Origin of the sequence: Pseudomonas sp. L5B5, assembly GCF_020520285.1 — a bacterium.
Classification (GTDB): domain Bacteria; phylum Pseudomonadota; class Gammaproteobacteria; order Pseudomonadales; family Pseudomonadaceae; genus Aquipseudomonas.
Window position 1 is genome coordinate 4,337,148 of record NZ_CP084742.1, and the last position, 22,292, is coordinate 4,359,439.

At 63.2% G+C, this 22,292-nt stretch carries 23 protein-coding genes; 17 read left to right on the plus strand and 6 right to left on the minus strand.

Annotation, left to right across the window (positions count from 1 at the left end; all coding sequences use genetic code 11):
* Positions 1 to 170 precede the first annotated feature (170 nt).
* The 8 genes from LGQ10_RS19740 to LGQ10_RS19775 all read left to right on the plus strand — a co-directional run bounded on the left by LGQ10_RS19740 (position 171) and on the right by LGQ10_RS19775 (position 9,115).
* Positions 171 to 2,456 carry an ABC transporter permease subunit gene (locus LGQ10_RS19740; protein WP_058434716.1) on the plus strand — a complete coding sequence of 762 codons (2,286 nt, stop codon included), beginning with the start codon at positions 171 to 173 and terminating at the stop codon, positions 2,454 to 2,456.
* 15 nt (positions 2,457 to 2,471) lie between these two features.
* Positions 2,472 to 4,142, plus strand: coding sequence for a phosphate ABC transporter permease PstA (gene pstA / locus LGQ10_RS19745; protein WP_226522955.1), 1,671 nt, complete (start codon positions 2,472 to 2,474; stop codon positions 4,140 to 4,142).
* A 173-nt stretch (positions 4,143 to 4,315) separates the two neighbouring features.
* Complete coding sequence (gene pstB / locus LGQ10_RS19750) at positions 4,316 to 5,149, plus strand: phosphate ABC transporter ATP-binding protein PstB (protein WP_016964959.1); 834 nt, start codon at positions 4,316 to 4,318, stop codon at positions 5,147 to 5,149.
* A 121-nt stretch (positions 5,150 to 5,270) separates the two neighbouring features.
* Entirely contained in the window at positions 5,271 to 6,032 is a 762-nt protein-coding gene (gene phoU, locus LGQ10_RS19755; RefSeq protein ID WP_058434715.1) for a phosphate signaling complex protein PhoU, read from the plus strand.
* Positions 6,033 to 6,198: 166 nt separating this feature from the next.
* Positions 6,199 to 7,149: a response regulator gene (locus LGQ10_RS19760; protein ID WP_226522956.1), complete on the plus strand. Its 951-nt coding sequence runs from the start codon at positions 6,199 to 6,201 to the stop codon at positions 7,147 to 7,149.
* A 363-nt stretch (positions 7,150 to 7,512) separates the two neighbouring features.
* Positions 7,513 to 7,848, plus strand: a complete 336-nt coding sequence (locus tag LGQ10_RS19765) for a type II toxin-antitoxin system RelE/ParE family toxin (protein ID WP_226522957.1) — start codon at positions 7,513 to 7,515, stop codon at positions 7,846 to 7,848.
* Positions 7,841 to 8,155 carry a helix-turn-helix domain-containing protein gene (locus tag LGQ10_RS19770; RefSeq protein ID WP_058437036.1) on the plus strand — a complete coding sequence of 105 codons (315 nt, stop codon included), beginning with the start codon at positions 7,841 to 7,843 and terminating at the stop codon, positions 8,153 to 8,155. The genes LGQ10_RS19765 and LGQ10_RS19770 overlap by 8 nt, the downstream gene beginning before the upstream one ends.
* A 60-nt stretch (positions 8,156 to 8,215) precedes the next feature.
* Positions 8,216 to 9,115, plus strand: a complete 900-nt coding sequence (locus LGQ10_RS19775) for a peptidoglycan DD-metalloendopeptidase family protein (RefSeq protein ID WP_058437035.1) — start codon at positions 8,216 to 8,218, stop codon at positions 9,113 to 9,115.
* A gap of 54 nt (positions 9,116 to 9,169) precedes the next feature.
* Here the strand turns inward: LGQ10_RS19775 and LGQ10_RS19780 are convergent, their stop codons facing one another.
* The 3 genes from LGQ10_RS19780 to phoB form a co-directional block, all read right to left on the minus strand.
* A complete protein-coding gene (locus LGQ10_RS19780) occupies positions 9,170 to 10,510 on the minus strand; it encodes a hemolysin family protein (protein WP_226522958.1) in 1,341 nt (446 codons plus the stop codon).
* Positions 10,511 to 10,627: 117 nt separating this feature from the next.
* Positions 10,628 to 11,920, minus strand: a complete 1,293-nt coding sequence (phoR, locus tag LGQ10_RS19785; RefSeq protein ID WP_264194098.1) for a phosphate regulon sensor histidine kinase PhoR — start codon at positions 11,918 to 11,920, stop codon at positions 10,628 to 10,630.
* Positions 11,921 to 12,056: 136 nt separating this feature from the next.
* Positions 12,057 to 12,746, minus strand: a complete 690-nt coding sequence (phoB, locus tag LGQ10_RS19790) for a phosphate regulon transcriptional regulator PhoB (protein WP_022641884.1) — start codon at positions 12,744 to 12,746, stop codon at positions 12,057 to 12,059.
* Between the two features lie 151 nt (positions 12,747 to 12,897).
* On the opposite strand from phoB, the gene LGQ10_RS19795 reads away from it, so the two are divergent.
* Positions 12,898 to 13,278 carry a hypothetical protein gene (locus LGQ10_RS19795; protein WP_058437513.1) on the plus strand — a complete coding sequence of 127 codons (381 nt, stop codon included), beginning with the start codon at positions 12,898 to 12,900 and terminating at the stop codon, positions 13,276 to 13,278.
* 84 nt (positions 13,279 to 13,362) lie between these two features.
* Here the strand turns inward: LGQ10_RS19795 and ubiA are convergent, their stop codons facing one another.
* Both ubiA and LGQ10_RS19805 read right to left on the minus strand, forming a co-directional pair.
* On the minus strand, positions 13,363 to 14,253 hold the full coding sequence (gene ubiA, locus LGQ10_RS19800; RefSeq protein WP_058437512.1) for a 4-hydroxybenzoate octaprenyltransferase: 891 nt from the start codon (positions 14,251 to 14,253) through the stop codon (positions 13,363 to 13,365).
* A complete protein-coding gene (locus LGQ10_RS19805; protein WP_226522960.1) occupies positions 14,253 to 14,816 on the minus strand; it encodes a chorismate--pyruvate lyase family protein in 564 nt (187 codons plus the stop codon). Before LGQ10_RS19805 ends, ubiA begins: the two co-directional genes overlap by 1 nt.
* A 217-nt stretch (positions 14,817 to 15,033) precedes the next feature.
* Here LGQ10_RS19805 and LGQ10_RS19810 point away from each other — a divergent pair, with 217 nt between their 5' ends.
* The 8 genes from LGQ10_RS19810 (at position 15,034) to LGQ10_RS19845 (ending at position 20,025) form a co-directional block, all read left to right on the plus strand.
* Entirely contained in the window at positions 15,034 to 15,201 is a 168-nt protein-coding gene (locus LGQ10_RS19810) for a rubredoxin (RefSeq protein ID WP_058433214.1), read from the plus strand.
* Positions 15,202 to 15,243: 42 nt separating this feature from the next.
* Complete coding sequence (locus LGQ10_RS19815) at positions 15,244 to 16,392, plus strand: NAD(P)/FAD-dependent oxidoreductase (RefSeq protein WP_058433215.1); 1,149 nt, start codon at positions 15,244 to 15,246, stop codon at positions 16,390 to 16,392.
* A 189-nt stretch (positions 16,393 to 16,581) separates the two neighbouring features.
* On the plus strand, positions 16,582 to 16,857 hold the full coding sequence (locus LGQ10_RS19820) for an HU family DNA-binding protein (protein WP_011064269.1): 276 nt from the start codon (positions 16,582 to 16,584) through the stop codon (positions 16,855 to 16,857).
* Between the two features lie 164 nt (positions 16,858 to 17,021).
* Entirely contained in the window at positions 17,022 to 17,540 is a 519-nt protein-coding gene (locus LGQ10_RS19825) for a hypothetical protein (protein WP_058436908.1), read from the plus strand.
* Positions 17,528 to 17,899 (plus strand): hypothetical protein, encoded by a 372-nt coding sequence (locus LGQ10_RS19830; RefSeq protein ID WP_226522961.1) that lies wholly within the window; start codon positions 17,528 to 17,530, stop codon positions 17,897 to 17,899. The genes LGQ10_RS19825 and LGQ10_RS19830 overlap by 13 nt, the downstream gene beginning before the upstream one ends.
* A 134-nt stretch (positions 17,900 to 18,033) precedes the next feature.
* The gene (locus LGQ10_RS19835; RefSeq protein ID WP_058436906.1) at positions 18,034 to 18,468 is read left to right on the plus strand and encodes a DcrB-related protein; all 435 of its coding nucleotides are present in this window, start codon (positions 18,034 to 18,036) and stop codon (positions 18,466 to 18,468) included.
* A gap of 25 nt (positions 18,469 to 18,493) precedes the next feature.
* Entirely contained in the window at positions 18,494 to 19,753 is a 1,260-nt protein-coding gene (locus LGQ10_RS19840; protein WP_058436905.1) for a PAAR domain-containing protein, read from the plus strand.
* An 8-nt stretch (positions 19,754 to 19,761) separates the two neighbouring features.
* Positions 19,762 to 20,025 carry a hypothetical protein gene (locus tag LGQ10_RS19845; RefSeq protein ID WP_058436904.1) on the plus strand — a complete coding sequence of 88 codons (264 nt, stop codon included), beginning with the start codon at positions 19,762 to 19,764 and terminating at the stop codon, positions 20,023 to 20,025.
* 232 nt (positions 20,026 to 20,257) lie between these two features.
* On the opposite strand, the gene LGQ10_RS19850 is transcribed toward LGQ10_RS19845, so the two are convergent.
* Positions 20,258 to 22,195 (minus strand): type VI secretion system Vgr family protein, encoded by a 1,938-nt coding sequence (locus LGQ10_RS19850; RefSeq protein ID WP_226522962.1) that lies wholly within the window; start codon positions 22,193 to 22,195, stop codon positions 20,258 to 20,260.
* Positions 22,196 to 22,292: the final 97 nt, after the last annotated feature.

The window sequence follows — 22,292 nt, forward strand, 5'->3', positions numbered from 1 at the left end:
AAAAGGTCCGTTTCAACCGGACCTTTTTTGCAGTAGCCGGCCCTTGGGACTACTTCCCGGCCGGCTCCTGCCCTTCCATTTTCTGTCCGCTGCAGGCCCTGCCACGCGGCGGATTTGGTGCGTCACTGCATTGTCATCTTTCTGTCATACAGGATCGCTAGGGTGTGCGCATGAATGATCTGGCCAATTCCACCATGACTACGACTTCTCCCCCCAAGCGCATTGACTTCAATACGCCTGAGCTGCAACGCAAGCGCCGCATCCGCGCGCTGAAAGATCGCCTGACCCGCTGGTACGTCCTCGTGGGCGGCCTGGCTGTCCTGGGCGCGATCACCCTGATCTTCTTCTTCCTTGCCTATGTCGTCGCCCCGCTGTTCCAGGGTGCCGAACTGACAGCCAAGGACCCGCTCACGCCTGCCTGGATGCAGGATGCCGGCAAGCCGCTGATGTTCTCCCTGGAAGAGCAGAACCAGGTCGGCCTGCGCGTCTCCGACAAGGGGCAGGCGCTGTTCTTCGACATCGACAACGGCGCCGAGCTGCGCAAGGTCGACCTGCCGATCCCGGCGGGTGCCACCGTCACGTCCATCGGCAAGGACCAGCCCGGCAACCCGCTGGTGGTGGTCGGTCTGTCCAACGGCCAGGCCCTGGTGTTCCGCCACACTTATAAGGTCAGCTACCCGGATGGCAAGAAGACCATCTCCCCGGCGATCGAGTACCCCTATGGCGAAGCGCCTATCGTGCTGAACGAGCAGGGCGGCGCGCTGGAACACGTCAATCTCAACGCCAGCGACTCCTCGCTGATCCTCGCCGGCTCCACGGGTTCGCAGCTGCTCGTGCGCAAGCTGACCCGCGAAGAAAACATGATGACCGGCGAAGTCACCAGCGAGCAGAGCAGCATCGAACTGCCGCAGATGACCGAACCGGTCAAGGCCATGTACATCGATCCGCGCCAGCAATGGCTGTATGTGATCAACGGCCGGGCCCAGGCTGACGTCTTCAGCCTGCGGGACAAGAGCCTCAACGGGCGCTACAAGCTGCTGGAGGATGCCAGCACCGAAGTCACTGCCAGCACCCAGCTGGTGGGTGGTATCTCGCTGATCATCGGCACCTCCAAGGGCGGCCTGGCCCAGTGGTTCATGGCCCGTGATCCTGACGGCGAACTGCGCCTGAAGCAGATCCGTACTTTCCAGATGGGCACCGCGCCGATCGTTGAAATCACCGCCGAAGAGCGCCGCAAGGGCTTCGTCGCCCTGGACGCCGCCGGCAAGCTCGGGGTGTTCCACAGCACCGCCCACCGCACCCTGCTGGTGGACCAGGTCGTGGAAGGCCAGGGCCTGTTCGGCCTGTCGCCTCGCGCCAACCGGGTGATCGTCGAAGCCGGGGGCAAGCTGCAGCCCCTGGTGCTCGACAACCCGCACCCGGAGGTCTCCTGGAGCGCCCTGTGGAGCAAGGTCTGGTACGAGAACTACGACGAGCCCAAGTACGTGTGGCAGTCCACGGCGGCCAACACTGACTTCGAACCCAAGCTGAGCCTGTCGCCGCTGACCTTCGGCACCTTGAAGGCCGCCTTCTACGCCATGTTGCTGGCAGCCCCGCTGGCCGTGGCCGCGGCGATCTACACCGCCTACTTCATGGCTCCCGGCATGCGCCGCAAGGTCAAGCCGGTGATCGAACTGATGGAAGCGATGCCGACGGTGATCCTCGGCTTCTTCGCCGGCCTGTTCCTGGCGCCTTATGTCGAAGGCCACTTGCCGGGCATCTTCAGCCTGCTGGTGCTGCTGCCAATCGGCATCCTGGTGGCTGGCTTCGCCTGGAGCCGCCTGCCCGAGTCCCTGCGCCTGAAAGTGCCGGAAGGCTGGGAAAGCGCGATCCTGATCCCGGTGATCATCTTCGTCGGCTTCCTCTCGCTGTACATGAGCCCGTTCATGGAGAACTGGTTCTTCGGCGGCGACATGCGCATGTGGATCTCCCATGACCTGGGCATCACCTACGACCAGCGCAACGCTCTGGTAGTGGGCCTGGCCATGGGTTTTGCGGTGATCCCGAACATCTACTCGATCGCCGAAGACGCCGTGTTCAGCGTGCCCCGTGGCCTGACCCTGGGCTCCCTGGCCCTGGGCGCCACGCCGTGGCAGACCATGACGCGGGTGGTGATTCTCACCGCCAGCCCGGGGATCTTCTCGGCCTTGATGATCGGCATGGGCCGCGCCGTGGGCGAGACCATGATCGTGCTGATGGCCACGGGCAACACCCCGGTCATGGAAATGAACCTGTTCGAAGGCCTGCGCACCCTGGCCGCCAACGTCGCGGTGGAAATGCCCGAGTCGGAAGTTGGCGGCAGCCACTACCGCGTGCTGTTCCTCTCGGCCCTGGTGCTGCTGCTGTTCACCTTCGTCATGAACACCCTCGCCGAGCTGATTCGTCAGCGTCTGCGCAAGAAATACTCGTCGCTTTAAGAAAGGTAGAAGTCTGTGAAACAGAACTCCCTCAAAGACTGGTTCAAGAGCGGCGCCCCCGGCGTCTGGATCAGCGGTGGCGCGGTGTCCATCGCGGTCATCATGACCATTGGCCTCCTGGCGGTGATCGCGGTGCGCGGCCTCGGCCACTTCTGGCCGGCGGACCTGGTGCACGCCAGCTACGACGTGCCGGGCCAGGCCAACCACCTGGTCGTCGGTGAAGTGGTACAAAAGGAAGAGGTGCCCCGGGCACGCTTGAAGAGCGCCGGCCTGCCGGTGCCTGACCAGGGTCCCGAGTTCATGACTCGCGAGCTGCTCAAGGTGGGCAACCGCGACCTGAACGGCAACGACTTCACCTGGATCGTCGGCGAGTGGCTGACCAACCAGAGCTACCCCAAGGAGCTGATGGCCATCGAGCGCCGTGAGTGGGGCAACTTCTACGGCTACCTGGTCAACGTCAAGGAAAACGGCAAGGTCGTTGCCGAAGGCGAAGCCGCCTGGCCCGAGCTGCAAGCGCGGATCGACCGGGTGAACACCCTGGCAACCCAGCTCAAGAGCCTGGAGAAGTCCGACATCGGTGCGATCAACGCCGGCCTGGAACGTATCCGCCTGCATGGTCGCAAGCTGGAGCTGGATGGCAAGATGAGCGCTGCGGCGCAGGCCGACATGGACGCCGAACGTGCCGAACTCAATGCCCGTTACCAGGACATCGAGGCGCGCCTGGGCGAGCTGCATGCGCAGTTCAACCGCGACAGCCTGACCGCCCGCGATGCCAACGGCAAGGAAGTGGAGATCGGCCTGGGCAAAGTGGTTCACGCCTACCAGCCGAACGCCATGGGCACCTTCACCAAGATCGGTTTCTACTTCAGCAAGGTCTGGGAATTCCTCAGTGACGACCCGCGGGAAGCCAACACCGAAGGCGGGATCTTCCCGGCCATCTTCGGCACCGTGATGATGACCCTGATCATGGCCATGATCGTCACCCCGTTCGGCGTGCTGGCGGCGGTCTACCTGCGTGAATACGCCAAGCAGAACGCCCTGACCCGGGTGATCCGCATCGCGGTGAACAACCTGGCGGGGGTTCCGGCCATCGTCTACGGCGTGTTCGGCCTGGGCTTCTTCGTCTATGTGCTGGGCGGTTCGGTTGACCGCCTGTTCTTCCCTGAAGCCCTGCCGGCGCCGACCTTCGGCACCCCGGGCCTGCTCTGGGCCTCGCTGACCCTGGCGCTGCTGGCGGTGCCGGTGGTGATCGTGGCCACTGAAGAAGGCCTGGCACGGATCCCGCGCACGGTGCGTGAAGGTTCCCTGGCCCTGGGCGCGACCAAGGCCGAGACGCTGTGGAAGATCGTCCTGCCCATGGCCAGCCCGGCGATGATGACCGGCATGATCCTCGCGGTGGCCCGTGCCGCCGGCGAAGTGGCGCCGCTGATGCTGGTGGGCGTGGTGAAGCTGGCGCCGTCGCTGCCGCTGGATGGCAACTACCCGTACCTGCACCTGGACCAGAAGATCATGCACCTGGGCTTTCACATCTACGACGTCGGCTTCCAGAGCCCCAACGTCGAGGCTGCGCGGCCGCTGGTGTACGCCACCGCACTGCTACTGGTACTGGTGATCGCCACGCTCAACCTGTCGGCAGTCTGGATACGTAACCACCTGCGCGAGAAGTACAAGGCGCTGGACAGTTAATCGGCGCGCCCCTGTAGGAGCGAAGCTTGCTCGCGATGGGATCTTCCGGGCGCAGACAGTGCGCTGGTCTCACCCTCGTTTCGCGGGCAAGCCTCGCTCCTACCGGAAGGCGCCACCGCAGGCCTTGTCGCTGCGGTTCACTGAAACGAATTTGTTAGCGTAGGGAGTCACCCATGCAACACGAAACCCACACTCACGGCATCAATATGTCTGCCCTGGGCCGCGACAAGCAGAGCCTGAGCCTGGAACAGGAAACCGTGGCCATCGAAGTGCCCGGCCTGAGCCTGTTCTACGGCGAGAAACAAGCGCTGTTCGACGTCAGCATGAACATCCCCAAGCAGCGCGTGACTGCCTTCATCGGTCCGTCCGGCTGCGGCAAGTCGACCCTGCTGCGCACCTTCAACCGCATGAACGACCTGGTGGACGGCTGCCGCGTGGAGGGTGCGATCAACCTCTACGGCAACAACATCTACCGCAAGGGCGAAGACGTGGCCGAGCTGCGTCGCCGGGTCGGCATGGTGTTCCAGAAGCCCAACCCGTTCCCCAAGACCATCTATGAGAACGTGGTCTATGGCCTGCGCATCCAGGGCATCAACAAGAAGCGCGTGCTCGACGAAGCCGTGGAGTGGGCGCTCAAGGGCGCGGCGCTGTGGGATGAGGTCAAGGACCGCCTGCACGACTCGGCCCTGGGCCTGTCTGGCGGTCAGCAGCAGCGCCTGGTGATCGCCCGGACGATCGCCGTGGAACCTGAAGTGCTGTTGCTGGATGAACCCTGCTCGGCCCTGGACCCGATCTCGACCCTCAAGGTCGAGGAGCTGATCTACGAGCTCAAGTCCAAGTTCACCATCGTCATCGTGACTCACAACATGCAACAGGCGGCGCGGGTTTCCGACTACACCGCGTTCATGTACATGGGCAAGCTGGTGGAATTCGGCGACACCGATACGCTGTTCACCAACCCGGCGAAGAAGCAGACCGAAGACTACATCACAGGCAGATACGGCTAGAAAGCAGCTGCGAGCCGCAGGCTTCAAGCGGCAAGATAGCGGCTGTGCGCGGTATCCGGATCAATATTTAACTGCTTGAAGCTTGCGGCTTGAAGCTTGCAACTTTCGCGGAGCGAACACGATGATTTCGAAGGAAGGCTTAACCCATCACATCTCCCAGCAGTTCAATGCCGAGCTGGAAGAGGTACGCAGCCATCTGCTGGCCATGGGCGGGCTGGTGGAGAAGCAGGTCAACGACGCCGTCACCGCGCTGATCGAGGCCGACTCCGGGCTGGCCCAGCAAGTGCGCGAGATCGACGAGCAGATCAACCAGATGGAGCGCAACATCGACGAGGAGTGCCTGCGCATCCTCGCCCGTCGCCAGCCTGCGGCTTCCGACCTGCGCCTGATCATCAGCATCTCCAAGTCGGTGATCGACCTGGAGCGCATCGGCGACGAAGCCACCAAGATCGCCCGCCGGGCCATCCAGCTGTGCGAAGAGGGCGAAGCCCCGCGTGGCTACGTGGAAGTGCGGCATATCGGCGACCAGGTGCGCAACATGGTGCGCGATGCCCTGGATGCCTTTGCCCGCTTCGATGCCGACCTGGCCCTGTCGGTGGCCCAGTACGACAAGATCATCGACCGTGAGTACAAGACCGCGCTGCGTGAGCTGGCCACCTACATGATGGAAGACCCACGCTCTATCTCACGGGTCTTGAGCATCATCTGGGTATTGCGTTCGCTGGAGCGGATCGGCGATCACGCGCGCAACATTTCCGAGCTGGTGATCTACCTGGTACGCGGCACCGATGTCCGCCATCTGGGCCTCAAGCGCATGAAGGAAGAAGTTGAAGGATCGAGCAGCGAATCCGCTAATGTTCCAGGTGAAGCTGACGATAATTAAGATTGCCCGAGAAGAGCGCCCGGCCTTTTGGCCGGGCGTTTTTGTTTGCGGCCCTTGAATTCGAAAAGCAGCACCCGCGAACGAAAAGTCCCGGCGTGACTGAAGAGTTTTGGCAAAGTGCCATCAGCCAGCGTTATGCTTGCCGGGATTTTTAGAGGGGTGGTCGATGAGTAAGGTAAGTGTGTTGGTGGTGGACGACGCTTCGTTCATTCGTGACCTGGTGAAGAAGTGCCTGCGCAACTACTTCCCCGGAATCAAGATCGAAGATGCAGTCAACGGCAAGAAGGCCCAGGCGATGCTCGCCCGCGAAGCCTTCGACCTGGTCCTGTGCGACTGGGAAATGCCGGAAATGTCCGGTCTGGAACTGCTGACCTGGTGCCGTGGGCAGGAAGCGCTCAAGACCATGCCGTTCGTCATGGTGACCAGCCGGGGCGACAAGGAAAACGTGGTGCAGGCGATCCAGGCCGGGGTTTCCGGTTATGTCAGCAAGCCGTTCACCAACGAGCAGCTGCTGACCAAGGTCAAGCAGGCGCTGAACAAGGTCGGCAAGCTCGACACCCTGATGAACAGTGCGCCGACCAAGATGAACTCGGCCTTCGGCAACGACTCCCTGAGCGCCCTGACCGGCGGCAAGGCGGCCGTGGTGGGGGCTTCGGCTCCGGTCAACCCGTTCGCCAAGCCGGCGGCCCCAGCTCCGGCCCCGGCAGCTGCTGCGCCGGCTCGCGGTTTGCTCAACAGCCCTCCGGTCAAGGCGCCTGCTGCCGCCCCCGCGGCAAGCGGCGGCCGTGGCCAGGGCCAGTTGCGGCTGTCCAGCGGCAACCAGCAGTGTGTGATCAAGGCCTTGAGCATCAAGGAGGCGTTGCTGGTAGTGAAGCGTACCGACAACCTGCCACAGGTCCTGGAGAGCGCGGTGCTGGATCTGGAGCAGGGCGACAACGCCGAAGTGGCACGGCTCAACGGCTACCTGCATGCGGTGGTGGCGCTCGAGCCCAAGCCCGACAGCGAATGGCTGCAGTTGACCTTCCGCTTCGTCGACCAGGATGCGCAGAAGCTCGACTACATCTCCCGCCTGATCGCCCGCGGCACGGCGCAGAAGCATTTCGTTCCCGGCGCCTGATCCTCCCCGCGCACATCAGTGCAGGCACTGGCAAGCCAGCTCCTGCACTGATGTGCAAATCTGCTGGAAACACTTTCCCACACAGGTTTTTTGCCAACCGCCCAGGTCGGCTGCTGCGCTACCCCTCGATCCTGCCAACAACACGCAACACTTGGCCATAACCCTCAGGCCGCGGGGCTTGGCCGACTTTGCGCCGTACGTCTGATTAATTGTCTCGTGCTTGATTTATATCTGTTTGGATATAAATTGCAGGGAGCGCTCTACCTGATTCACCCCTTGCGGCCATGCCTTGAAACAACCCGGTGCGGCCAGCCCTGGCAGTCTTGATTAGCCTTGCTCCTGGTCATTAACAGGAGAAGTTCAATGCCCAGGCACAAGGATGTGGTGTTTGTCGGGAGCGCGCTGCGGGATCTCAGGGCATTCCCTGAAGATGCCCGTCGGGCTGCCGGGTTTCAGCTGGATCTGCTGCAGCGGGGCGAACAGCCCTACGATTGCAGGTCGGTGAAAACCATCGGCCCGAGTGTTTTCGAAATTAGGATTCATGAAGATTCAGGGGCGTTTCGGGTGTTTTATGTGGTCAGGCGGCCTGCAGCTATCTATGTGCTGCACGCGGTGCGCAAGACCACCCGCAAGACCGAAGCGCGGGATATCGAGCTGGCTCGTGCCAGATTTCAGCAAGCAGGTTCATGCCATGACTGACCAACAGATCAACCAGCGCTTTGCCAGTGTCTGGGATGCCCTTGAAGCCACCCCCCAGGAGGCCGCCAACATGCGCCTGCGGGCCAAACTGATGCTGGAACTGGGCAAGACCGTGCAGGCCTGGGGAGTGTCGCAGAAAGAGGCGGCCAAGCGCCTCAATATCACCCAGCCCCGGCTCAACGATGTGCTTAGCGGCAGGATCAACAAGTTCTCCCTCGATGCGCTGGTCAACCTCTGCGAGGCCACGCAGATGGGGGTGGACATTCACTTCGGTGCTGGCGGCATCGAGCCCCTGGCGCCCGCCTGATTCATACAACCTCCATATCGGCTTGCTAGCGTGAGGCATACCCTGCCAAGAAGCTGCCCAATGTTCCTACGCCTGCTGTTCCTTTGTGGCCTGTCCATGGTCGCCAGTTCGCTGGCGGCGACGACGGTCTACAAGTCTGTCGATGCCGATGGTGTGGTGTCCTACAGCGATCGGCCTTCGCCGGGGGCGCAGGCGTTCGTGTTCCGTGATCGCATGGAGGAACACCTGGAGCGCCAGGTGCGCCTGGATATCCAGAAGCACAAGGGTGTGGACGCGCTGTATGTACGTAACGACCTATACGCGCCGGTGGAGGTGGAGTTGGGCTTTGCCGGGCTGAACAACGTCAGTGGTGCACCCGGGCAGCCGATCCGCCGGGTGCTGCCGGCCCGCAGCAGGCAACGCCTGGCACTGTTGACGGCGACCCGCAGCAATCAGCCCCTGAGCTATGTCCCCAGGTTTCGTTACTCCCTGGGCGATCCGATAGGGGCCGCTCAGGCCTACCGCTATCCCCTGCCCTGGCGAGGCGGGCCATTTCGCCTGACCCAGGGTGCCAACGGCCAGTACAGCCATTTCAGCCCCAAGAGCCGCTATGCGATGGACATCGCGATGCCGGTGGGCACGCCGATCATCGCGGCCCGTGGCGGGGTGGTGGTCAAGACCGAGAATGCCCAGAGTGGCCGGGGCGACAATCCAGCCGGCAATTTCGTCCGGGTGCTGCACGACGACGGCACCATGGGCGTGTACCTGCATCTCAAGCAAGGGTCGGTGAGCGTGCGCGAGGGCCAGCGAGTGGCGGTGGGCAGCCCGCTGGGGCTTTCGGGCAACACCGGTAACAGCAGCGGGCCGCACCTGCACTTCGTGGTGCAGCGCAACACCGGGTTGGGGCTGGTGTCGATTCCCTATCAGTTCAGCCAGCCCCTGGGGGAGCTGCCGAACTTTGCCTTGGGCAATACTAAATAGGGGAGCGATGGCCAGCCGGCTCGCACCGGAGCCGACTGGCTGGCGAGGGCTCGATCAGTCGAGCATCAGGACCTTGGCCAGGATGATCTTCGGCCCCTTCATCTTCTTGATGATGATGCGCAGGCCTTCGACTTCCAGCACTTCTTCCTCTTCCGGCACCCGTTTCAGGGTCTCGTACACCAGGCCGGCAAGGGTCTCGGCCTCGATATGGTCCAGGTCGATGCCCAGCAGGCGCTCGACCTTGAACAGCGGGGTATCACCGCGTACCAGCAGCTTGCCTGGCTGGTAGGCGAGGATGCCGCGCTCGGTCTTGCGATGTTCGTCCTGGATGTCGCCCACCAGCACTTCAAGCACGTCTTCCATGGTCAGGTAGCCGATCACCTTGCCGTCGGCTTCCTCCACCAGGGCGAAGTGCGAGCCGCCCTTGCGGAACTGTTCCAGCAACTGGGACAGCGGCATATGCCGCGATACGCGTTCCAACGGACGGGTCAGCTCGGCCAGGTTGAACGACGCCGGGATATGGTCCAGGGCCGCCAGTTCCAGCAGCAGGTCCTTGATGTGCAGCAAGCCGATGAACTCGTTGCGCTCACTGTCATGGACCGGGTAACGGCTGAACTTGTGGCGGCGGAACAGCGCCAGGACGTCCTTGAGCGGCGCCGTGGAGTCGACGCTGATCAGGTCTTCGCGGGAGTTGGCCCAGTCCACCACTTCCAGCTCGCCCATTTCCACCGCCGAGGCCAGTACCCGCATGCCCTGGTCGCTTGGGTCCTGGCCGCGGCTGGAGTGCAGGATCAGCTTGAGTTCTTCACGGCTGTAGTGATGCTCGTGATGCGGGCCGGGCTCGCCCTGGCCGGCGATGCGCAGGATGGTATTGGCGCTGGCGTTGAGCAGGTAGATGGCCGGGTACATCAGCCAGTAGAACAGGTAAAGCGGCACGGCGGTCCACAGCGACAGCAGCTCCGGCTTGCGGATCGCCCAAGACTTGGGCGCCAGTTCGCCGACCACGATGTGCAGGTAGGAAATGATGAAGAATGCAGTGAAGAACGACACGCCGCGGATCACTTCCGGGGAGCTCACGCCCACGGCGCCCAGCAGGGGCTCCAGCAGGTGGGCGAACGCAGGCTCGCCGACCCAGCCCAAGCCCAGGGAGGCCAGGGTGATGCCCAGCTGGCAGGCCGAGAGATAGGCATCGAGCTGGTTGTGCACGGTGCGCAGGATCTGCCCGCGCCAGCCGTTCTTGTGGGCGATGGCTTCGACGCGGGTCGAGCGCAGCTTGACCATGGCGAACTCGGCGGCCACGAAGAAGCCGTTGAGCACAACCAGGATCAGAGCGAAAAGAATCATGCCGAAGTCGGCGAACAGAGACGCGAGGGTAAAACCAGGGGAAGGGTCCATGATGGGGTTTTGCGGGTTCCATGTATTCGAAAAAGAGGGCGATACGGTGCCTGGAGCGCAGGCACAAGCTACGCAATGTAGCGGCTGACAGGGCGATTGCCTAGGGGGAGGCCGCTGTCAGCGCTGGTCGGCAAGGCTGGTGGTGCGGTTTTTTTTCACCTGGGCCGGGGCGAAATGGCAGGTGAAGGTGCTGCCATGCCCCAGCACGCTGCTGATCTCCAGGCGTGCGCGGTGCCGCAGCAGCACGTGCTTGACGATGGCCAGGCCCAGGCCGGTGCCCCCCGTGTTGGAGTTGCGGCTCGAGTCCACCCGATAGAAACGCTCGGTCAGGCGTGGCAGGTGCTTGTTGTCGATGCCGATCCCGGAGTCCTGCACACTCAGGTGCGCGCCCTGTTCGTCACCCCACCAGCGGATGCGGATATTGCCTTCGGCGGGTGTGTACTTCACCGCGTTGAACACCAGGTTGGAGAAGGCGCTACGCAGCTCCGCCTCGCTGCCCTTGAGCAGTACCGAGGCGTCGGCCTCCAGGGTGATGCGTTGGTTGCGCTCCCCGGACAGCGCCTGGGCGTCGCTCTTGATCGATTGCAACAGCCCGTCGATGGGCACCGGCTGGTTGTCCGAGGGGTAATCGGTGGCCTCCAGCTTGGCCAGCAACAGCAGGTCGTTGAGCAGGGTCTGCATGCGCCCGCCTTGCTGCTGCATCTGCTGCAGGGCGCGGCTCCAGCGCGGGTTCACTTCCTCGACGTTGTCCAGCAGGGTCTCCAGGTAGCCGCAGATCACCGTCAGCGGCGTGCGCAGCTCATGGGACACGTTGGCGATGAAGTCCTTGCGCATCTGTTCCAGCTGGTGGATGCGGGTCACGTCGCGCACCAGCATCAGGTGCTCGTTGTTGCCATAGCGGGTGATGTACAGCTGGATGCGCACGCGGTCGTTGGCCGGGGAGGGGATCTCCAGCGGCTCGGCATAGCTGTCCTGTTCGAAATATTCCTTGAAGCGCGGATGGCGTACCAGGTTGGTCACCGGCTGGCCGCTGTCCTGGGGTGTCTTGAGGCCCAGCAGGGTTTCGGCGGCACGGTTCCACCACTCCAGGTTGCCGTCGCTGTCGAGCATGATCACCGCATCCTTGAGAGCCGCGGTGGACTCCTGGACCCGGTCGATCACCGCTTGCAGGCGCCCGCGGACCCGTTGGTCGCGGCGTTGCAAGTGATAGATGCTGTCGAATACCTCGCCCCACAGGCCGTAGCCGTCGGGGGGCGCTTCGTCGGGTTGGTGCAGGCGCAGCCATTCGTGCAGGCGCAGCAGCTGCTTGAGGGTCCAGGCCAGGTAGATTCCCAGGCCGGCCGCCAGGCTCCAGCCGTAGTAGCCACTGATCAGGCCCACCAGCAGGCAGCCGGTGATCAACAGCAACATGTGGCGAATCAGGGTGCCATGCCAGTTTTGATTCACAATCGGTCCTTCGGACGGTGAAAAGTTTCAAGCTGCAAGCTTCAAATCAAAGCAGATCGGCTTCTACTTGCCGCTTGTGGCTGACAGCTTGCAGCGGCTTTCAACCTTTGGTTGAAAACCGATAGCCGGTGCCGCGCACGGTTTGTACCAGATTCTCGTAGGCATCACCCAGGGCTTTGCGCAGCCGGCGGATATGCACGTCCACGGTGCGCTCCTCGACGTACACGTTGCCACCCCAGACCTGGTCCAGCAGCTGGCCGCGGGTGTAGGCACGCTCCTGGTGCGTCATGAAGAACTGCAGCAGGCGGTATTCGGTGGGGCCCATTTCCGCCGGCTTGCCGTCGATGGTCACACGGTGGCTGATGGGGTCCAGCAGCAGGCCGCCGACCTCGATCGGCGCTTCGCCATCGGACGGGCCGGCGCGGCGCAGCACGGCCTTGAGGCGGGCGACCAGTTCGCGCGGCGAGAACGGCTTGGTGATGTAGTCATCGGCGCCGACTTCCAGGCCCTGGATCTTGTTGTCCTCTTCGCCCTTGGCGGTGAGCATGATGATCGGGATGTCGCCGGTCAGCTCGTCGCGCTTGAGGCGGCGTGCCAGCTCGATACCGGACGTTCCCGGCAGCATCCAGTCCAGCAGGATCAGGTCCGGCTTGCGGTCGACGATGATGGCATGGGCCTGCTGGGAGTTCTCTGCCTCCATGCAGTCATAGCCGGCCATTTCCAACGCAACGGCGATCATTTCGCGAATAGGCGCTTCGTCGTCAACGATCAGAATGCTTCTGCCAACCATGCTTGAACCTCTTGTCATTTAACTGTCTTGCGCCGCATTAGATAACGGAATTATTGCAGTCGTGTGACAGTATTTCAGCTCGCGGGGCGAGGCGTCAGTTCGTCGACTAAGCTTTGAGTCCGATTCCTGACAACCACCAAAGAAGGTTTCCATGACTCTGTTCAAGCAATCCCTGAAAGTCCTGCTGGTGGGCGCTGCACTGGCCCTGCCGACATTCGCCCTGGCCGCCGATCCTGCGATGAGCAAGGACGGCATGCTGGTGGATCACAAGGGCATGACCCTCTACACCTTTGCCAAGGATGCCGATGGTAAATCCATGTGCAACGACAAATGCGCTGCCAACTGGCCGCCCTTGATGGCCGAGGGCAGTGACAAGGCCGACGGCAAGTGGACGGTGATCAAGCGTGACGACGGCAAGATGCAGTGGGCCTACGACGGCAAGCCGTTGTACGGTTTCGTGATGGACAAGAAGGCCGGCGACATGACCGGCGAAGGGAAGATGGATGGTGCCTGGAAGGTCGCCAAGCAATAACCCTGCCGGTGGCGGCTACAAGTCCTGTAGCCGCTGCTGAGCCTGCGAAGCTGCGCAAAGGCCCGCAGGGCCTTGCTTGACGGTCTAGCGCAACGCGTAGTCCAGCACTACCCCGATAAAGATCGCCATGCCTGCCCAGTGGTTGTGCAGGAAGGCCTTGAAGCACTTCATCCGGTCGCGATCCCGGGTGTACCAGAACTCCCAGGCGAAGCACGCCGCTGCCACCAGCAACCCCAGGTGGAACCAGCCCCCCAGGTCGAAACGCAGGCCCGCCAGCAGCAGGCAGCCCAGGGACAGGCCCTGCAGGGTGAGAATGATCACCCGGTCGGCGTCCCCGAACAAAATCGCCGTGGACTTGACCCCGATCTTCAGGTCATCGTCACGGTCGGTCATCGCGTAGTAGGTGTCGTAACCCACGGTCCACAGCAGGTTCGCTATATACAGCAGCCACGCGGTGGCCGGCAGCTGGCTGTCCTGGGCAGTGAAGGTCATCAGGATGCCCCAGGAATACGCCGCCCCCAGCACCACCTGCGGGTAATAGGTGTAGCGCTTCGTGAAGGGATAGCAGGCGGCCAGGGCCAGGGCGCCGAACGACAGCCAGACCGTGGTGGCGTTGGTGCACAGCACCAGCAGGAAGGCCAGCCCCATGAGCACCGCGAACAACAGCAGGGCTTCCCTGGCGCTGACCTTGCCGGTGGCCAGCGGGCGCTGGTCGGTGCGCTTGACCTGGCCATCGACCTTGCGATCGGCGAAGTCGTTGATCGCGCAGCCGCCGGCCCGTGTCAGGACCACACCCAGGCCGAAGATCAGCACATGGCTCAGGGACGGTGCGCCCTTGGCGGCGATCCACAAGGCGCTCAGGGTTGGCCACAGCAGCAGGTAGATGCCGATGGGCTTGTCCATGCGGGTCAGTTGCAGGAAATCCCAGGTGCGCGGATGCAGGCGGTTCAGGGACTTGAGCAGGCGCAGGTACATCAGCAGGCCTCCGATTGGGTGTCTATGGCGTGCCACAGGCCGGGCAGGAAGACTTCGGCCACCAGCAGGCTCAAGGACCCGCGATCGAAGCGTGAACGCCGGCCCCACAGGCCACTGTCCGCAACGGCCTCGGGCAACCATTCCCGGGGATAGCGGCAGACTTCGATGGGCTGGCGGGTGAAGGCTTCGTTGCAGAACAGCAACTCGCCCAGGGAGCGGCTGCCCAGTTCGTCGATGTTCAGCCCGCCTTCTTCCAGGGCGCTACGGGCAGCGACGCTGCGGGCGAAGACCCAGGCTTCGCCATGCCCTCGCAGGTACACCTCGCGGACCCAGCCCTGGCTGTGCTCGGCAAGGCCCAGGGCCGCGCATTCGTCGCTGCGCAGGGTCTGCCATTGCTCCAGCAGGGGCGTGACGCTGAAGCCATCGTTGGAGAGGCGGGTCAGGCGTCGGGTCAGCGATCCTTCATCGAACAGCCAGTTGGCCACGAGTGCGCCGGGAATCGGGGACAAGCGGCTTTGCACCAGCCAGCTCGGGGCCGGAGCGGGGGACATTGAGTGCGGCACGGTGAGTCGTTATTGGCAGCAAATGAGGCGGCGAGCTTAGCATGGCAGCCGCCGGTTTTGATTGACCCTGGGCGCCAGGCGGCACGAACGTGCTTGCATCTGCCAGTAGCGACCAGTAAAAACCCCAGTGCCGGATGCTGATCAGCATGGGGGCCCTCCAGAGTCGACCCATCGACCGCCCCGCCGGCGAAGCCTGAATTCCCGAGGATATGCATCAATGAAGAAGTGGCAGTGTGTGGTCTGTGGCTTGGTCTACAACGAAGCGGAAGGTTGGCCGGATGACGGTATTGCACCGGGCACCCGCTGGGAAGATGTGCCTGAAGACTGGCTCTGCCCGGATTGTGGCGTGAGCAAGACCGACTTTGAAATGATCGAGATCGCTTGATCGACTTCTGCAGACAATGACCAATAAAAAAAGGAGCAAGGAATGAGCGCACCGGTAGTGATCGTAGGGACAGGCCTGGCGGGGTACAACCTGGCCAGGGAATTTCGCAAGCTCGATGGCGACACGCCGTTGCTGCTGATCACTGCCGATGACGGTCGCTCCTATTCCAAGCCGATGCTCTCCACCGGCTTTGGCAAGAACAAGGATGCCGACGGCCTGAGCATGGCCGAGCCAGGCGCGATGGCCGAGCAGCTCAAGGCCGAGGTGCGCACCCATACCCGGATCAGCGGCATCGACCCGGGTCACAAGCGCCTGTGGATCGGCGAGGAGGCCGTGGTCTATCGCGACCTGGTCCTGGCCTGGGGCGCGGAAACCGTGCGAGTGCCGGTACAGGGTGACGCCGGCGAGCTGGTCTTCCCCATCAACGACCTGGAAGACTATGCCCGCTTCCGGGGCGCCGCTGCCGGCAAGCGCCGGGTGCTGCTGCTGGGTGCTGGCCTGATCGGCTGCGAATTTGCCAACGACCTGATCGTTGGCGGTTATGAGGTAGACCTGGTGGCGCCTTGCGAGCAGGTCATGCCGACCCTGTTGCACCCGGCTGCCGCCGCGGCGGTCCAGGCTGGGCTGGAGAGCCTGGGGGCGCGCTTCCACCTGGGCCCGGTGCTCAACCGCTTGCAACGCAATGCCGACGGCCTCGAGGCCCATCTGTCCGATGGCCAGGTGATCGCCTGCGATCTGGTGCTCTCGGCCATTGGCCTGCGACCGCGCATCGACCTGGCCGCCGCTGCCGGGCTGATGGTCAATCGAGGCGTGGTGGTGGACCGCGAGCTCAAGACCTCCCATGCCAACATCTACGCCCTGGGCGACTGCGCCGAGGTCGATGGCTTGAACCTGCTGTATGTGCTGCCGCTGATGAGCTGTGCCCGGGCCCTGGCGCAGACCCTGGCCGGCAAGCCGACGGCCGTCAGCTACGGGCCGATGCCGATCACCGTCAAGACGCCGGTCTGCCCGCTGGTGGTGTCGCCACCGCCGCGGGGCGCCGAGGGTGTCTGGACGGCCGAGGGGCAGGGGGCCGACATCAAGGTCCTGTGCCGCGATGCCAACGGCCAGTTGCTGGGTTACGCCCTGACCGGGGCGGCAGTGATGGAAAAACTGGCCCTGAACAAGGAGCTTCCGGCGCTGCTGGCCTGAATACGGGTCGTTCTGTCGGATTAACCGGCTTTTTGCCCCTACAAAGGACGCCGGGAGACTGGCGTCACTCTCAAGCGCGTGCCATCCTCACTCCCGTCTGCCGCAGTGTAGAGCCTGCGGCGCCTTGGGCGCTGTTCCCGTGAACAGCACGGACATAACAACAAAAAACCGTCAAAGAGGCTTCACACTATGCGTAAACCCGAACTCGCCGCAGCCATTGCTGAAAAAGCGGACCTGACCAAAGAACAGGCCAACCGCGTGCTCAACGCCATCCTCGAGGAAATCACCGGGGCCCTGCACCGCAAAGACAGCGTCACCCTGGTCGGTTTTGGCACCTTCCTGCAACGCCATCGTGGCGCCCGCACCGGCAAGAACCCGCAGACCGGCGAACCAGTGAAGATCAAGGCCAGCAACACCGTGGCATTCAAGCCCGGCAAATCGTTGAAAGACAGCGTCAATCCATAAGCATTGAGTGGGCTCCCGCCAGCGGGAGCGCACAGGGGAAATAGGCACGCCGAGCGCATCGGGTGCCTATTTTTTTGCCTGGTGCAAACCGCCGGCGCAGCTTGCGAAGGCCAACGGGCGTGGCTAGGATGCCCGTCTGTTTGCGTCGTGACTCAAGGCCAAGGATGACCCGCTCGATCAACACCCCTCCTGCATTGACCGTCCTGCTGCGCCGGCTGTTAGCCCCGGGTTGCGTTGCCATGGCCCTGGGCGGTGCGCTTGCGCTGGGGGTGCCAGCGGCCTCGGCCGGAGCGCACCTGGACCAGATTGGCTATCGCGAGGCCCTCAACTGGTTTCACAGCCAGAAGTACGACAGCTCCGCTTCCTGGATCTGTGGCTACTCGCTGGCCCAGGAGGGCTACAAGGTGGCGGCCAAGGCGCCGCGGCTGCTGGTGGAGGTGGCGGAGCAGTTCCTCTACCTCAAGACCGGTGGCCAGCTGGTGGAGCTCACTGGCGCGGCGCAAGGCCCGGAACGCAGCGAGTACCGGAATGCCAGCGCAGGCATCCGGGTCACCCTCAACATTCTCAAACGCAACAACTTCAGCGAGTACCAGGAGTCCCATGACCGCCAGGTGCTGGCACGTATTGAAATCAACGACCAGGTCCAGACCCTGACCCTCAAGGGGCAATCATGCGGCACCTGAGTCTCGCAGGCCTTGGCCTGCTGCTTGTCGGTACACCGTTGTCCGTCCCGGCCGATGAGTCGGCTCCGGGCCAGGGCTGCTATGGCTACCTCACCGAAATGGTGCGCAGCAGCGATTATCCCTACCGCGACTTCACCACCCCGGACAAGCTCAAGCTGCTGATCGACCAGGATGATGGCGAGCAGCTGAGCCTGCAGTTGTTCTATGAAACCTCCGGCAGTGGAATCATCGGCTGGGTCCGTTACGACGTGGCGCAGCAAGCCTTGTGGAACGTCACCATAGATCCCGAGGAACCCCAGGCCCTCACGTTCGAGCGGCGCTTCGCCCGTGCCTACGCCTCCTGCCTCGACGCGCGCTGAGTCCGGGCATGGCACTGGCATGGGCGATGATGCGTTCGTCCAAAGTTGCCGACGGGTTCCTTGATTGTTGTCGAGCATTGCTTGAAGATTTGCCGCAGCACGCCCCCCCCTTTTCAGCATGGAATGCCAAGCCCTTGTCCTCTTACCGCCTTCAAGAAGCCGATCTCGATATCCCCGATTCCTGGCAGGATCAGAGCATCAACATCTTCAAGCTGCCCGCTGTCGGCGGCGCCCAGGAAGCCAGTTTTGTCATCAGCCGCGACCCGAGCCAGGGCGACGCCAGCTTCGCGGACTACGTGGCCCGGCAACTGAGCAGCGCTGAACAGCAGCTGCCCGAGTTCAACCTGATCAAGCGCTGGGACTTCGACATGCATGGCCACGCCGCCGTGCTGCTGGACTACAGCTGGAAGCGCGAAGGCCGCGAGCTGATGCTGCGCCAGGTGTTCGTCGAACGTAAGCCGGCGGTGCTGATCACCACCCTGACCACCACGGTCAACGATATGCCCCATCACGAGCCGGCCTGGAAACAGGCCATGCAAAGCCTTAAGCCCCAACCTCCGGTGGCCTGACTCCTTAGACTGGGTAGAGCAGGCCATGGAGATGTTGGCTGCCGCGCGCCTGGGCGATGAAATCGCCCATGGTTTTGGTGTCGCGGCAATGGTGGCAGGAGCCGTTGTCGGTGCCTTGATCGGTGCTGCGGTAGTGGCTGCCACCGTGGCCACCGGTGGCGTGGCCCTGGCGATCATGGCGGGTTCGATTGCCGCTGGCGGCTTGTCGATGTTCCAGATCGTCAAGGGCCTGAGCACCATCTTCAATCTGCCCGAGCCCAGCACGGGGGTGCTGGTGGAAGGCAGCTTCAATGTCCGCATCAACCTGCGCAATGCCATGCGCGCCGGCCAGGACCACTCGTCCTCGTGCAGCGGCCTGCCGCTTAACCATCCCATCTGGCCGTTCCCGGTGCTGATCGCCGAAGGCAGCGTCAAGGTCACCATCAATGGCAAGCCGGCGGCGCGCCTGCAAAGCAAGATGGTCTGCGGCGCCCATATCAAGACCGGCAGCGAAAACACCTTCATTGGCGGGCCGACGGTGCAGGTGGCCTTCGTCCTGGATATCGAGGGCTGGCTGCATACCGGGCTCGAGATCCTGGGGCTGGTGGCGCTGGGGGCCGGCCTGGTGGTGGCGGCCATGGCCGGACTTGCGGCGCTGGCCGGGTTCGTGGTGATCGGCGGCGCCATGATGGGAGGCATGGAGTTGCTCGGGCAGTTGGGCGACAGGCTGGGCCCTGGTTATCGCGATCTGCTCCAGGGCGTGGCTGGCATGGCGATGCTGGGCTTGAGCCCGAAGATGGTGAAGAGCATCGAGGCGCCCCAGTTCAAGGCGGGTTTCAGCGAAGCGGACATCCTTGCCATTCCCAAGTACGATCGCCCCGATCCTTCCACCTATTTGAATCCGCGCTTCATTGCCCAGCACCTGGCGAAATTCGACAAGGGCGCCTCGCGCCTGATGACCAAGGCCAACCTGGACAAGTACGGCATTGGCCAGAAGGACGGCACCTCGTTCATTTCCCCCAGGCACGAGATCGACCAGCTCCTGGCCAGGACCAAGGGCGACAAGCAGGCGCTGGCGGATGCCCTGGGCCTGCCGGAGAAATTCTTCGAATCCGGTGGCGAACTGGTGCGTGTCGACCTGCCCAACCCCCGGGACCTCAACCTGCGCGTTCCCTCGGGTAACGAGGCGGGAGCCAATGCGGACTGGATCCCCGGTGGTAAGCTGCCCGAGGGTACCAGCGAGGCCGTGATCGATGCCGGGGGGCTCAAGACCAGCGACCTGGACTGGAAAATCCTCAACTTCTAAGGACCACTATGAAATTCAACGATCTGTTCGTCAGCCGTGAAGAGATGTTCTCGATGGGCATCGAAGAAGTCTCCGGCCAGTACTACGTCTCCTTTCCGGTGAGCAACGGCATGGTCGATTACGAGGAGTACTACGCCATCGACCGGACGACGTTCGAACTGTTCGAGAAGAACTTGCAGGCGGCGTTGGAGTTCGTCACCCGGGCCAGGAAGCAGGAGCTGGACCATCTGCTGATCATCAAACCGGGCAAGAAGCGCGGTACGGCGATCTGACTCGACGAGCGTCGCTCCTCAGCATTGTTTCGACAGGGCATCACGCGCCGTTCGGCGCTGTCGAGCCCCAGCCCCTAGTCTCCCTTGAAGCCGGCAAGCCACAGCTGACAATCGGCGCAGTGCCCGGCGCCGGGCATTTGAGAATGTCGAGCGCAGCGTCCTGCAGTTCGCCGTCCGGTGGCTGGAACTGCAGTTCGTCGAGGCGTCAGCTCAGACCCGGTGGGGCCTTGCATCAGCCTTTGGCGGCAGGGAAGACGGCACTCACCTTGGCGGCGATGGTGGCTTGCACGCCCTGGCCCTCGGTGGTGGTGCCCGGGCCGCCGCCATTGTTCAGGTGCAGCACGCCGCCGGTATTGATCTGCGCGTCGCTGGAGGCGTGGACGCTGATGTTGACCCCGCACAGGTTGATCTCGCCGCTGGCGTTGAGTTCCAGGATGCTCGCGCCGCAGACCAGGCGCAGGCGCTGGCCGACTTCGATCACGTAGCTCTGGCCGATGCTGTCGAGCTTCTTCTGGCCCACCGCCAGTTCATCCACGTGCTTGACGATGCGCGTGCGCTTGTTGCCGATGGTCACGTACTCGTCGTGGCCGATGCTCTTGTTGCGGTTGTTGCCCACCGAGTGGCTCTCGTTGACCTCGACCACGATGTCCTGGTTGCGCTCGGCATGGATGTACAGCTGCTCGGCACCCTTCTTGTCCTCCATGCGGATTTCGTTGAAGTTCGCCGGCGAACCACCCTTGCTCGAGCGGCTTTTCATGCCGCTCTGGGTAGCATTGGCCGGCAGGTCGTAGGGCACGGTCTGCTCGGCGTTGTACACCCGGCCGGTGATGATCGGGCGGTCGGGGTCACCCTCGAGGAAGCTGACGATGACTTCCTGGCCAATACGCGGGATCTGCATCGAGCCCCAATTCTTGCCGGCCCAGGCCTGGGACACGCGAATCCAGCAGGAGCTGTTTTCGTTGGACTGATCGTGGCGGTCCCAGTGGAAGTGCACCTTGACCCGGCCGTACTGGTCGGTCCAGATCTCCTCGCCGGAGGGCCCCACCACCCGCGCGGTCTGCGGGCCCTGGACCATGGGCTTGTGGGTGCTGGCCAGGGGGCGGAAGCTCTGCTGGGAATCGATGCAGGTCAGGTTGCTTTCGAACTGCGCCGAACCACCGCCCGCGCCGCTCTCCAGGCTTTCCTGGACCAGGTAGTAGCGGATGCCGACGATCAGGTATTCACGGTTCTGGTCCTGGCGGCTGAAGCCGCTGAGGCTGAACAGGTTGCCCACGCCCAGGCCCCGGGCATTGCCACTGAGCTCGATACGCTCGTGCAGGCTCTGCAGCGCCTCGATGCGAGTCTGGGCGTAGTGCTCGCCGTCGCTGCTTTGTACATAGGTGCCGGGGTAGTCATACAACGGATAGTCGCCGGCGGTGTGCGGACGCGGCATGGCCGAGCGCACGTCGATCCGCGCGCTGGGACGCTGGAAGTCGTAGTCGTTGAGCTCCAGCGAACCGGACTGGACTTCCTGGGCCAGGTGCCAGTCGAAAATGTGGTCGCGCTCGCGTTGTTGTTCATCCCGCGGGTAGTAGGGAACGGAAGCGTAGCCGGGCACGCTGCTGTGGGCGCCGTAGGCATCGGCGAGCACCAGCACGTGGCGGTCCTTCTCGTGGCGGAAGAAGTAGTAGATGCCTTCCTGCTCCATCAACCGGCTGACGAAATCGAAGCTGCTCTCGCGGTACTGCACGCAGTATTCCCACTCGCGATAGGGACGGCTCAGCGCGTCTTCGAAATCCGAGAAACCCAGGTCGCGAAACACCTGCTTGATGATCTGCGGAATGCTCAGGTTCTGGAAAATCCGGCAATCGGAGGTCCGGCTCAGCAGCCACAGCCAGGGCCGCAGCGTCACTTGGTAACTGGCGAACTGGCCGGTGTCGATGTTCTGGCTGCACCGGGCCACGATGCCATGGAAATACCGCTGGCCACCGCCGTCGAGCTGCACGCTCAGGCCCATGGGCTTGCCCAGCAGCTGGTTGAGGTCGATGGCCGCATCGCTGGAGGTCAGTTGCAGCTGGTAGTCGAACAGGCGTCCCAGCTCCTCGCTGCCGCCCATGTTCTTGAGCAACAGGACATCCGGTCCCAGCGGGCAGTTGACCTGTGCCAGTCGTGTGGATTGCTGAAATAACATCGTCAGTCTCGTTGAATGCTGAAAGGGCCGACCTGCTGCCCCTGTAGCCGCTGCCGCAGGCTGCGACAAGGCCCGAAGGGCCTTGCGGGACCTGAAA